A 12,623-nucleotide genomic window follows, 5' to 3' on the forward strand; every position below is an offset into this window, starting at 1 on the left:
TATATTTTTCCCGCTGACACAACACCATCTGCTATCACTCTTTTGTGATGATGACCTTGCCGTCAACAACCTGAACCTTGACCTTATTGCTGTCGATTCCGGCAGCAGCCAGCATATCAGGGCTTATCTGTACACGATTTGCCTTATCGAGTATCGAGAACTCCTCATGTGAATCATCAGATGAGAAGCCATCTGTCGTCAGCTCGTTCATTCTGTCCTTGTAAGATTCCTTCATGATCTTCTCTGTGCTAATCTTGCCGTCCGCAATCATAACCACACGTCCCACCTTATTTGCAAGACTTATATCATGTGTAACTATGATTATCGTTATCCCGAGCTCTTCGTTCAGCTTTCTGAACAGATCCTGTATCATGTTGGATGTCTTGCTGTCCACGGCTCCCGTCGGCTCATCCGCAAGAAGTATCTTCGGATTATTTGCCAGGGCTATGGCTATGGCAACTCTCTGCTGCTCACCACCTGACATCTGAGATGGATATGAATTTATCTTGTCCTCAAGTCCCACTCTGCAGAGCAGATCATGGGCTCTTGCATACTTGTCTTCCTTGTTGCTCTTGTCGAAGTACATAGGTACCTGAACATTCTCTATGGCTGTCATATATGGCAAAAGGTTTCTGGAGTTTTTCTGCCACACAAATCCTACAGTGTGCTTTCTGTACTCCACAAGCTCCTTATCCGTCATCGCAAACAGATCCTTGCCGTCGACATACAGCTTTCCGGCCGTAGGTCTCTCAAGTCCTCCGATCATATTGAGGAGTGTGGACTTTCCTGATCCCGACTTTCCGATGACCGCCATGAGCTCGCCGTATTTGATGTTGAGCTCCAGCCCCTGAAGAGCCATGACCTCCACATCGTCAGTCTTGTATATCTTGACAAGGCTGTCACACTCTATGATATTCTCCTCCGAGCCAAGGCGCTCCCCGCCGGATTCTTTATCTGTGCCAGCCTCAGGATCTGCTTCCACGGCTTTCCCGCTGTCAGTGCCCTCGTCTTCCTGAAGATCCATGCCGTACACGAACTCCTGCGCCTCCTGGCCATCCGTGTTCTCCATGTCCTGTGTCTCCACATCCGGTGCTATAGTTTCAGGCTCCACAGCATCGTTCTTCTTTTTTCTGAATAAATGCTTATCGCTCAACTATCTCACCATCCTCTATCTCATATACTACATCACCGAGCTCCATAAGCTTCGGATCATGTGTCGTCATGACTATCGTTATTCCTTCCTTGTACACCAGCTCCTGGAACAGCTTCATCACCGCAAGTCCCGAAGCCGTATCAAGGGCTCCTGTAGGCTCATCAGCAAATATTACCTTTGGCTTATGAGCCACCGCTCTGGCTATGGCAACTCTCTGCTGCTCACCACCTGACATCTGATTCGGAAAATGCGTCATTCTGGATGACAGACCCACCAGATCGAGCACTTCTTTTATACGGGCATCCCTGTTGCCCTCATATTCCGCAAGTCTGAGTCCGAAATCGACGTTCTCATATGCACTCATAATCGGGATCAGGGCAACCGACTGGAATACAAATCCTATATTGTATCTTCTCAGCTTCTCCTTTTCCTTCTCGTTCATCTCGCTGTACACGTGGCCGCCGACTATCACTTCGCCCTCAGTAGGCTCATCCAGCGCGCTCAGGATATTGAGCAGTGTCGTCTTACCCGATCCTGAACGACCTTTGAGTATAGTGAGCTTTCCAGCCGGGACTGTTATATCTATTCCCTTGAGTGCATAGAAATCTTCTCCGCTTCCAAGTCTGAAACAGCGTTTGATTCCATGTGCCTCTATCATAATTTCATCCATAGATTAATCCTCCCCCAGCTTTAATGCCTGTGTTATATTCATCTTCTTCAATATAGTTCTTATGACTACGAAACATACAACAAACATAAATACAACAACCGCTGTGAGCTTTATGATGTCGTAGGGATCCACAGCTATCGATATCGCTATGTTGTGTGATTCCGGCAGATAAACCACGGCAACCAGCTTGACGAAAAGCGCCGTAGCCGCAGCACCAACTCCGTATCCCGCCAGACTGGCAAGTACCGAGCTGAATATCTGCTCATTTATGAGCATCTTGTTGATTTCACGCATGCTCATACCCATAGCTCTGTAGATACCAAACAGAAGTTCTCTCTGTTTGATGGATGTTATCCAGTATATCAGGAATCCCACCGTACAAAGTATGATCGCTATGATAAATGACAGTGAGAACAGACCATTTGTTATGAGCACCAGAGGTGACTCCTGCATCTCTGACACATCCTTATCCACACTCTCATACTGCACTATATTGACATCCTCATCACTGAGTGCCTGAAGTACATCCTTGTAGTCCACACCATCCTTGAGATGCATCCATACCTGGTATGGTGTCTGACTGAATGCACCAACAACATATGCATAGTTGGCAACTACGAGGTATCTCTCCACCTCCTGCATCTCTCCCTCGGAATCCTTCTCATACACATACTGTTGGAATCCTGGGAATGCATCCACTATGGCACATACCGTTCCGCTAGGAGATGCGATCTCCTCCTTCTCCTTGCTTGCAATAGGACTGTATCTCGCATAGTTTATGGAATCTCCAACCTTTATATTGTACTTCTTTGCAAGGTTTGATGAAATGATGACTCCATTCGACACTGTTGCAAGATCATTCAGGTAATTGTACCAGTGCTCCTTGTTGAGTCCGCTCTGCAGTCTGGCCGTCTCACCGAACTCCTTGGTGTTGATACCCATGAGTACGCTGCCCGCCAACTCCTCGCCGCCCGCTTTTATGACGGTATTGTCGTCGTATATGACTCTTGTCACCTTGTCACACAGGCTGTCCTCGAGCTTTGTAAATCTCTCAAAATCCTGCTCTGTGTAATACCAGTGGGTCTTCTTGTCTTTGTCTATGTATGTTCCTCTGGTCCACTGCTCCTGTACCACAAGATCCGTTCCCAGATTGTAATCTATTCGCTGTGTCTTGTTCTTATTTATGGTTCTTGCCATGTTCGAGTTGAACATACCCATGGCTATTGTCATTACAAGGAACACCGATATGAATCCCTGCTTCTTGACCGTACGTGTGATCTGCAGGAATGATGCATACACAGCCGGTGACCATCTCTTTCTTCCGATCCTGTATATCAGTCTTATCAGATATTTGATGAGTCTAAGCACCAGAAGTCCCACTGCAAATATAAAGAGTGAGGAGTTCAGGAAGATGACCGGATCAGGTCTTGAACCCGCAAGTATGTCGAGTGCTATCGTCGATTTCTGCTTGTTGTAATTGTACAGGAGGTATATTGAAAGTGTCACAAGGATGACGTCCACAAAGAACTTCTCCCAGAATGGCTTGTAATTTACCTTTCCTGTTCTGCTCTTCTGCTCTACTATGGAGTTCTTGGCGTATTTGAACACCGGAAGTGTCACAAATAATATAGCTATAACAGCGGCAGCCAGACTGTATACTATCATCCACGGATCTACTCCATAGAAATGTGTATCCTTAAATCCAAACTGCAGGAACGAATCCGTGCTTGCCGCAAGCTTACACAGAAGATATCCTATAGGGATACCTATCACTATGGCTATCGCCGACAGTATTGCCGACTGTCCAAGGTATATTCCGAGAACCTGCTTCGTGCTGGTACCACGGCTCTTGAGCATGGCGATCTCTCCATCCTCCATCTCAAGTATCTGACTTGATACCATGTAAATGAATGCCAGAAGCAGAACCAGTATTGGGAGCTCCAGAACCCATATGATTATACCGATGGTTCTTGCATCGCCTTTATAATCTATGAGCACACTGCTGAAATTCTGCTCAAAATATTTATCTGACTTCTCAAATGACTGGAGATAATACAACGTGTCCATGGCATTCTTGTGTGTTATCTGTGAGTAGTCAAGCATGACGTGATCCACGTAGTATATTGTGAGGAAGCCGTACTTGCCTATCATGTCGTTGAAGTCATCCTTCTTCACATATACCTCGCTGTCGAGATCTGCAAGCTGGTCATACCAGAAGCTGTCTGAGTAATCCTTCTCCTCAAATACACCTACGATCTGATACTTCATAGGATTGCCCTGTGAGTCAACGGCATCGCTGAGTCCGGTATCTATGCTGAATACCTCTCCAACGACAAGGCCGTATTTGTCAAGGTTTCTCTGTGAGATGATACAAGGATACACACCATCCTCTGTCTTGGCATCCTCGAGTGACGTTCCATATGTTATGTTCACATGATCCTCTATCTGTGGCATATATGTCATGTTGAAGCTGGTCCTGTGATTCAGGTTGCTCTGGGTGTAACCCGCCTGAAGTGACAGGCTGGTCTGCTTCTGCAGAGCATCTATCTCCATGTAGTAGTTCCACATGTCCTCATATTTGCCGATCCTGCCAAGCACTGCATCGGCATCGGCATAATCGTCTACCGCGCATGAGCCTGATCTGCCGATAGTTGCCGGATACTTGTTCTGCTCTACCATCGCCGCGTCAAACTTGGACGACATGAGCATATCCAGCGCTCCGTTTTTGAACATTGGGTTGCACGATGCAACAGCCACCAGCAATATGATTCCAAGCAGGAGACATGCATTTAACCACTTCTTGTTCAATAATTTATGTGATAAAAATTTAAACATTATATCTCCTCTCTGCTACTCTGCTGCCGCCGCATCTCCGCCAGATGAATCCGATCCGCCATCCGACTGGCTGTCTGCGCCTGACTTTGAATTATCGGAACCATCTGATGAACTCGATGAGCCACCGGTGGATGTTGCTCCTGATTCCTTAGCTATGACATCGCCCTCTGAAAGACCTGACAGTATAACCGTCTTGGTCTTGTCTGCCTCGCCGAGAGTGACATACTGCTTTATGATCTCATCATCCTTGATGAGCCATACATAGTCATACTCATTTGAATTGTTCTTGCTCGTCTCATGATAGATCATGTTGTTAGGTATCATGACCACGTTCTCATAGGACTTTGTCGGGTAGCTGACCTGATATGACTTCGGCTTCTTGTAAAAGCTTGCATCATCAACCTTTATATAATACTTCAGTTCATCACTGCCTGAACACTTGGTTACGTGAACCCCACCCTCTGAATCAGTACTGATATATGACTTGGAGCTGTCTCCGGTGCTTCCGACACACACTCCGCTTATCTTCTTACCGCTGTTGTTCTTATTTGATATTGAAACCTTCTGGTTTACAGCAAGTTTTCCCTCTGATATGGATATCGCCAGGATCACATTGTCGTTGCTTCCGACTGTGAGTACATTTGCACCTTCCTTGACAGCCACATCAGTCTTCGCGCCAACCGAGAGGACTGTTCCCGCCTGGTCAGCGTAGACAGTTATCTTTCCGCTTCCATCATTGTTCTTGTTGAGCTTTTCTCTCTGTGCGTTTAAGCTCTTGATGGTTGCATTGTGTGTATATATCCTAAGATCCTTGTTGTATGTAACAACATTTCTCTGGCACACGAGCTGCTCCGCCATGTAGAGAGTGTTCTCTGCATCCGTCGGCGTTGCCACCTTACCCTTCTGGTATCTCGTGATCTCATTTGTAAGCTCATTTATCTGATCATCAAAATCCTTGAGATCCGAACTGTAAGTCTGGTTCTCCTCGCTGATCTGGTTATCTATATCCTTGACCGCCGCTGTTCCGCCGCCACTGTCAATGACAAACAGCACATCCCCCTTCTTAACCTTCTGGCCCTTCTTGACGTTGAGTGACGTGAAACGTCCATCGCATGGTGCAGTGTAGCTGACACTGTTGAGGTCCTCCACCGAGAACGAATCGCTCTTCACCGTTGCTGTCTTCGTATATGAATCGAGTGCCACCGTGTATTCTGTGTAATCACTAGGCATGACCGCATCTGAAGCGTAGTAGACAAGATCGCCTTCCTTGAGTCCGCTGACTACCTCTGTGTAGTTATTGTCGCTGGCACCAGTCTCTATATCCCTGCGCTCCTTCTCACTGGAATCTGTCTTGACATATACAAATTTCTGGTTGTTCTCCTCGTATATGGAATCATTTCCCACTGTGAGTACGTCCTTTGCATCGGATGTACTGAAATACAGTGACACCGTGTTGCCCACGCTGAGGATCTTATCTGCATCCTTCACACCCTTGAGCTTAAATCTTGTGTATGGAAGACTTGACATGCTCTGTGCCACAGCTATCTCCTGATTGGTGTAGTTGTATGGCACTATGTCATACTGCTTTCCATTTATCACAGTGTACATGTTCTTATACATGCTGTATGTATTCTTCTTGAAGCTCTCACCAGTTATCTCTATATATGGATCACTGTAATCTGAAACCACGACCACGTTCTCACCGCCGCCGACAGTATTCTCACTGCCGCTTATCTTCTTGGCGTATGTTACCGTGCCCGGACGGTCTGCCTTGAGCGTTCCGCTCTGCTTGACCTTGTCCTCATCCTCGTCCTGCTGTGTGAGCTTTTTCTGCTCATACTCATATAAAAGATTATCGTACCTGTTGTTCTCCTCATTTATGGCTTTTTCTGTTCTGGCCTCTGCAGCGCCCTTTGAATCACCGATCTCTTCGCACGCCTTTATCTTCCAGTCCAGCTCAGCCTGATTCTGCTCATATATCTTCTGCTTGATCTCATGTGAATACTTCTTCACATCCTGGGAATCAGCTCCCGAGCTGTCGTCCCCATCCATCGATGTTGAAGAATCATCCACTATTGAGCCTGAATCTGTACCACTGCCATCGTCTCCCGATGCTGTGGATGCATTGCTGTCGGTCTCTGCAAGAACCGTGTCCTTCTTGACCTCATCGCCCACATTCACATACACCTTTGACAGAGTCACAGATGTGTCATAGTAATAACAATAGTCAGTTGGGACTATCGTTCCGGTCTTGATGACCTTTTTGCCTATATCTCCATATGTGACCGGTCTGTATGCCTCGTTTGTACTTACAGGTTCAACGAGCTCAGGAACCTTCTCGCTGTTCTCCTTGCCACAGCCCGCCATTCCTCCTGCCATGACAAATGACATTACCAGGCATGCTATTCTGGCGGTCATATTCTTTTTTGTCCGTGTGCTGCCTTTATGCATAATATTCTGTCTCATCAATTTATCACCACCTGCTCTCCGGCCTTCAGTCCTGATTTGATAACTGTATAATCATCCACCGTATCTCCAACAGTAACTTCTACCGCATTCCTGTATCCGTCCTCATTTACAGTGTACACATACTTCTTCTCACCCGAGCCGTCAAACACAGCCTTTTTATTCACATATACAACGTTCTTTACAACCGGCTTATCTATGACCATCTTGAGGGTATCCGCTTCGGTCACTCCGGTCATATCACTGACAGGCTGAAATGTAAGTTTCTGCATCTCCTCTCCGGTGGCAGAGCTTGTATACTTCTCACACTTCGTGAGCTTCAGTGTAAATGTTGCCTCCTGAAAATCAGCATCGTAGGTCTGCCCCTCCTTGAATTCGTATGAATCCGCAGTCTCTGATACATAATCAGACGAACCCGAATCCACCGTTATGAGCGTATCACCCGCTGTGACATATCCATACTGCAGATCTGAGTTGACATAAGTCACTGTTCCGTTCTTGTCTGCAATGACCTGATACTCCTTCATTCTCTCGTTCTGCTCTTTGATGTATGTATCCGCCAGATCCATATCCTCCTTCGCCGCGGATATGTCACTGGAGTAATCCTGGCTGCTGTCTATGCTCGCCAGCCTGTTGTAATGGTCTATAAGAAGCTGATCCCGCTCCTTCTGATCCGTATACTGATCTATGGTCTTCTGGATATCCTTGGCCTCAAACTGGATCATCACATCGCCTTTGGCCACCTTATCGCCCTCTTTTACCTTGACCTCCTGAACCTTGTAGTCAGACTGCTGTATCGAGTAATCATTGCTGCTGTAACCATCAGGCTTGAGCTCCAATGTCAATGAGGACTGGATATCTCCGCTCTTAACCTGATCCGTATTGAATTCCACCTTGCTATACGGCTCTATATTTATTCTGGAACTTCCTGTCTGTCCACCGGTACTGCCTCCGCAACCAACCAGCGACACGGACATCAGACCGGCAATCGCTGCCGCCAGAACCTTCTTATTGAATATCGCTTTTGACACGCTCTATTCCTCCTGTTTTTATGAATATATTTGATTCTACCCCCTGTCAGCCCATATATCAAGGAAATCTCCCGGGAGTTAATATTAGTTAAAAAAAAGAGAAAGCTTATGTTTTAAGCTTTCTCTAGAAATAAAAAATGCGGGAGATGGGACTTGAACCCACACGCCGTTTCCAGCACTAGATCCTTAGTCTAGCCTGTCTGCCAATTCCAGCACTCCCGCATATTCTATATGTAATTGATAACCGCCCATTCTCTCACATCCGAAATTCCATAGGACTTTCAAAATAAAAATGCGGGAGATGGGACTTGAACCCACACGCCGTTTCCAGCACTAGATCCTTAGTCTAGCCTGTCTGCCAATTCCAGCACTCCCGCATATTTATGTGATGTCGACTTCTGTGCTCGTCACCAACGAATAAGATAATACCATCTATCGAATACAAAGTCAACAACTTTTTTCAGATTTTTATCATATTAGTGAGCTTTCTGTCCACATCCTTCATAAGGTACTCCTTGAACGCTGTGTAATACTCATGTGTGAACTGTGTATACAGGAACTTATTCCAAAGATTACTGCAGTATGTACTGTCAAAATCATAATATGAATCAGTATATACCAGACCATTGCTGAACCTGGTCACATCCAGATACGGTTCCTTTCCTGCATAGTTAAGTCTCATAACGAGGTTCTTCTGCTCACTACAGCAAGCAAAAGTCTCAAGAAACATCTTCATCTGATCCTTTGTTATTCTCTCTACGAACATATGTGCCTCCTACTCTGTGTCTTTACTCTCATTGGTCATCCCCCTAACCTCTATAATTATAGCATACGCCTCCGAATTATAAAACCTTTTCGCGCAACAAAAGAACCGGATGTGTAAGTTTATACCACATCCGGTTCTTTTTACTTATATATAGAAGATTCTATATTCTATATTATGATAACTGTGCCTTTGCAACCTCAACAAGCTTTGCAAATCCCTCAGCATCGCTGATAGCCATCTCTGAGAGCATCTTTCTGTTGATGTCAACACCTGCCAGCTTAAGACCATGCATAAGCTTGCTGTATGAGATGTCGTTCATTCTTGCTGCTGCGTTGATACGAGCGATCCAGAGCTGTCTGAACTGTCTCTTTCTCTGCTTTCTGCCAGCGTATGAAGATGTAAGTGCTCTCATAACTGACTGCTTTGCTACTCTATACTGCTTGCTTCTTGCTCCTCTGTAGCCCTTTGCAAGCTTTAATACCTTATTGTGCTTCTGCTTTGCGTTCATTCCGCCTTTAACTCTTGCCATTGGTTTTCTTCCTCCTGATCTATTAGATATAAGGTAATATCTTCTTCATTACCTTCTCGTTTGTTGCGTCTGTCATTGTAGCCTTTCTAAGATTTCTCTTTCTCTTAGTGGTCTTCTTTGTTAAGATATGACTCTTATAAGCTTTAGATCTCTTTAAACCGCCGTTAGCTGTTTTCTTGAAACGCTTAGCTGCTGCTCTTTTTGTCTTTAATTTAGCCATTTTACTTACTTCCTCCTTGAATTATATGTCTATAATAATTTAACGCTTTTGTGTTAAAAACATTATCATGCTTCTTCCTTCAAACTTAGCAGGCTTATCGATAACTGCTATCTCTGCAAGCTTCTCAGCAAAGTTGTCAAGAATAACCTTTGACTGCTCTACATGCGCAAGCTCTCTTCCCCTGAATCGCAGTGTAACCTTAACCTTATCGCCATGCTCAAGGAACTTTCTTGCCTGATTGATCTTGGTATTAAGGTCATTCGCATCGATGTTCGGTGAAAGTCTGACTTCCTTGACTTCCATGGTCTTCTGCTTCTTCTTGGCCTCTTTCTCTTTTCTGGCCTGCTCATAACGATACTTACCATAGTCAACTATCTTGCACACCGGTGGCTGTGCCTTAGGTGCTATCTTCACAAGATCAAGTCCTGCATCCTGAGCCATCTTGTATGCATCCCTGGATGACATTATTCCAACAAGCTGACCATCTTCTCCGATGAGTCGTACCTCTCTGTCTCTAATCTGTTCGTTGATCATTAAATCGCTAATGACTCTCTACCTCCACACTTTTAAAATTCAATTCTCTGACATAAGAAAAGTGGATAGAACCATCTATCCACTTTCTTAATACAAAGCATATTCAAACTCAGGGAAACCCTGTAAATCTTCTAAGCTAAATATTAACCCGAGTCATGTCAGACCATGCTGAGGTGAGAGTGGATACTCTGCTTCTATGTTCACTGTTTCACACAGCAATGGTAGAATACCACATCGCCAGCCGTGTGTCAACTGTTATTTTTCTTTTGTCGATATGCCTCTGTGCTGCCTTTATATCACTCATTATCGCCGTGGGATTCAACCGGGATGAACACCCTGTCATTGTCCTCTTCCTTCACCGGCTTCTGACTCTCCTGCGCAAGCTTCACAAAATACATCTGTGAATCAAGCTTTGCCTTGCCCCTGAGATCCTGCTTCGCATATGAGCCGTCAGGCTGCATGATGTGAGCCTTGAGTGTATCCTCAAGCTGTATCTTAAGGATATTCTTTATCTTCTTCTTAAGCTCCGGATCCTCTACAGGGAACGTTATCTCAACTCGCTTGTCCAGATTTCTAGGCATCCAGTCCGCACTTCCCATGTATATATCCTCAAATCCATCATTGTAGAAATAGAATATTCTCGAGTGCTCAAGATAATTTCCAACTATGGATCTTACTGATATATTATCTGAAAGTCCCGGAACTCCTGCCTTGATACAACATATTCCCCTGACGATGAGTTCGATCTTTACGCCTGCCTTTGAGGCATCGTAGAGCGCATTCATGATCACCGGATCACAGAGACTGTTCATCTTGGCAACTATCCTTGCCTTTTTGCCCTGTCTCGCATTCTCTGCCTCACGGCCTATCAGCATGAGGAATTTGTCCTTCAGCCAGATCGGGGCAACTGCAAGCTTGTTCCACTTCTTCGGCTCTGAATATCCTGACAGCATGTTGAACACCGCCGTCGCGTCCTCTCCTATGGCATCGCTGCAGGTGAGAAGTCCCATGTCAGTGTAAAGCTTTGCGGTCTGATCATTGTAATTTCCTGTTCCCAGATGCACATATCTTCTGATTCCGTCCTCCTCGCGTCTGACAACCAGTGCGATCTTGGAATGTGTCTTAAGACCCACAAGGCCATAGATAACATGACAGCCCGCCTGCTCCAGCTTCTTGGCCCACGCTATATTGTTCTCCTCGTCAAATCTTGCCTTGAGCTCGACGAGAACAGTTACCTGCTTGCCATTTTCGGCAGCCTGTGCAAGTGCCGCGATGATAGGTGAATTGCCGCTGACACGGTAAAGTGTCTGCTTGATCGCCAGGACATCAGGATCATTTGCCGCCTGTTTTATGAACTCTATGACCGGAGTGAACTCATAATATGGATGGAACAGAAGGATGTCTCCCTTCTTTATCCTGTCAAATATATGGCTGTAATCGCCCATTCCAGGTACAGGCTGCGGTTTGTACTTAGGATACTTCAGATGGTCAAAACCATCTATGCCGTTCACCTTCATGAGAAATGTGAGATCCAGAGGTCCGTTGATCTTGTATACGACCTCGTCATCGACTCCGAGATGCTTCTTGAGCTCCTTAAGGAGCTTCTTGTCCATTGCCTCGTCCACCTCAAGTCTTATGACCTCTCCCCACTGTCTCTGCTTGAGCTGCTTCTCGATCTCCTTCAGCAGATCTGCGGTCTCCTCCTCATCTATGGAGAAGTCTGCATTTCTCATGATACGGTATGGATATGCACACACTATGTCGTAGTTCAGGAACAGCTTGTCAAGGTTCTTCTCAATAACCTCCTCCAGAAGAATTATCTCGGTAACGCCCTTCTCCTCAGAAGGAAGTCTCACGATCCTTGGAAGTACAGATGGAACCTGGACGGTCGCTATATCCGTCACGTCCTTTTTCTTATCGTATATGAGTGCACCTATATTCAGTGATTTATTGCGCACCAGCGGGAATGGTCTGGACGAGTCCACCGCCATAGGTGTGAGTACCGGGTATACATCCTTCTCAAAGTATTTGTCCACGTACTTTGCCTGCTTTGGAGTGAGATCCTCATGGTGTCTCACAAGCTTCAATCCGTTCTGGGCAAGCTGAGGGATGAGGGATCTGTTCAGTGTCTGATACTGGTTCTTCATGAACTCTTTGGTGCTGGCATGGAGTGCGTCAAGCTGCTCCCGCGCCGTCATTCCGGCTATATCCTTCTTGGTGTATCCGGCATGCACCATATCCGTGAGTGATGCTATTCTTACCATGAAGAACTCATCCAGATTGGATGCCGTTATACTCAGGAACTTTATTCTCTCAAACAGAGGAATGGTCCTGTCCTTCGCCTCGGACAGACATCTCTTGTCAAATTCAAGCCAACTGAGCTCTCTGTTATAAAATATCGGATTCTTATCTGCCATCC

At 45.7% G+C, this 12,623-nt stretch carries 10 protein-coding genes and 2 tRNA genes; all 12 read right to left on the reverse strand.

Annotated elements, in window-relative coordinates:
- Positions 1 to 34 precede the first annotated feature (34 nt).
- Entirely contained in the window at positions 35 to 1,153 is a 1,119-nt protein-coding gene (locus DXB91_RS11705; protein ID WP_330416385.1) for an ABC transporter ATP-binding protein, read from the reverse strand.
- Positions 1,143 to 1,823 carry an ABC transporter ATP-binding protein gene (locus DXB91_RS11710; protein WP_015533878.1) on the reverse strand — a complete coding sequence of 227 codons (681 nt, stop codon included), beginning with the start codon at positions 1,821 to 1,823 and terminating at the stop codon, positions 1,143 to 1,145. The genes DXB91_RS11705 and DXB91_RS11710 overlap by 11 nt, the downstream gene beginning before the upstream one ends.
- Positions 1,824 to 1,826: 3 nt before the next feature.
- Positions 1,827 to 4,658 (reverse strand): ABC transporter permease, encoded by a 2,832-nt coding sequence (locus DXB91_RS11715; RefSeq protein WP_118018144.1) that lies wholly within the window; start codon positions 4,656 to 4,658, stop codon positions 1,827 to 1,829.
- A gap of 15 nt (positions 4,659 to 4,673) precedes the next feature.
- The gene (locus tag DXB91_RS11720) at positions 4,674 to 7,124 is read right to left on the reverse strand and encodes a biotin/lipoyl-binding protein (protein ID WP_055146890.1); all 2,451 of its coding nucleotides are present in this window, start codon (positions 7,122 to 7,124) and stop codon (positions 4,674 to 4,676) included.
- Complete coding sequence (locus DXB91_RS11725; protein ID WP_022216253.1) at positions 7,124 to 8,155, reverse strand: efflux RND transporter periplasmic adaptor subunit; 1,032 nt, start codon at positions 8,153 to 8,155, stop codon at positions 7,124 to 7,126. Before DXB91_RS11725 ends, DXB91_RS11720 begins: the two co-directional genes overlap by 1 nt.
- 138 nt (positions 8,156 to 8,293) lie before the next feature.
- Positions 8,294 to 8,377 (reverse strand) — tRNA-Leu (locus tag DXB91_RS11730).
- Positions 8,378 to 8,448: 71 nt separating this feature from the next.
- Positions 8,449 to 8,532: transfer RNA gene (locus DXB91_RS11735), tRNA-Leu, on the reverse strand.
- A gap of 83 nt (positions 8,533 to 8,615) precedes the next feature.
- Positions 8,616 to 8,921, reverse strand: a complete 306-nt coding sequence (locus DXB91_RS11740; protein ID WP_015533881.1) for a hypothetical protein — start codon at positions 8,919 to 8,921, stop codon at positions 8,616 to 8,618.
- 172 nt (positions 8,922 to 9,093) lie between these two features.
- Positions 9,094 to 9,450, reverse strand: coding sequence for a 50S ribosomal protein L20 (gene rplT, locus DXB91_RS11745; RefSeq protein WP_004849136.1), 357 nt, complete (start codon positions 9,448 to 9,450; stop codon positions 9,094 to 9,096).
- Between the two features lie 22 nt (positions 9,451 to 9,472).
- Positions 9,473 to 9,670, reverse strand: coding sequence for a 50S ribosomal protein L35 (gene rpmI / locus DXB91_RS11750; protein ID WP_004849138.1), 198 nt, complete (start codon positions 9,668 to 9,670; stop codon positions 9,473 to 9,475).
- A gap of 39 nt (positions 9,671 to 9,709) precedes the next feature.
- Positions 9,710 to 10,204: a translation initiation factor IF-3 gene (gene infC, locus DXB91_RS11755; RefSeq protein ID WP_015533882.1), complete on the reverse strand. Its 495-nt coding sequence runs from the start codon at positions 10,202 to 10,204 to the stop codon at positions 9,710 to 9,712.
- Between the two features lie 296 nt (positions 10,205 to 10,500).
- On the reverse strand, positions 10,501 to 12,621 hold the full coding sequence (locus DXB91_RS11760) for an RNA degradosome polyphosphate kinase (protein WP_015533883.1): 2,121 nt from the start codon (positions 12,619 to 12,621) through the stop codon (positions 10,501 to 10,503).
- Between the last annotated feature and the right edge of the window lie 2 nt (positions 12,622 to 12,623).

It is taken from the genome of Coprococcus sp. OM06-34AC (assembly GCF_003462545.1).
Taxonomy (GTDB): Bacteria; Bacillota; Clostridia; order Lachnospirales; family Lachnospiraceae; genus Coprococcus; species Coprococcus aceti.

Excerpts from the sequence above, each read along its gene's own strand:
- DXB91_RS11710 (WP_015533878.1), bottom strand. The coding sequence starts at position 1,823 with ATGGATGAAATTATGATAGAGGCACATGGAATCAAACGCTGTTTCAGA.
- DXB91_RS11715 (WP_118018144.1), bottom strand. The coding sequence starts at position 4,658 with ATGTTTAAATTTTTATCACATAAATTATTGAACAAGAAGTGGTTAAAT.
- DXB91_RS11720 (WP_055146890.1), bottom strand. The coding sequence starts at position 7,124 with ATGAGACAGAATATTATGCATAAAGGCAGCACACGGACAAAAAAGAAT.
- DXB91_RS11740 (WP_015533881.1), bottom strand. The coding sequence starts at position 8,921 with ATGTTCGTAGAGAGAATAACAAAGGATCAGATGAAGATGTTTCTTGAG.
- rplT (WP_004849136.1), bottom strand. The coding sequence starts at position 9,450 with ATGGCAAGAGTTAAAGGCGGAATGAACGCAAAGCAGAAGCACAATAAG.
- rpmI (WP_004849138.1), bottom strand. The coding sequence starts at position 9,670 with ATGGCTAAATTAAAGACAAAAAGAGCAGCAGCTAAGCGTTTCAAGAAA.
- infC (WP_015533882.1), bottom strand. The coding sequence starts at position 10,204 with ATGATCAACGAACAGATTAGAGACAGAGAGGTACGACTCATCGGAGAA.
- DXB91_RS11760 (WP_015533883.1), bottom strand. The coding sequence starts at position 12,621 with ATGGCAGATAAGAATCCGATATTTTATAACAGAGAGCTCAGTTGGCTT.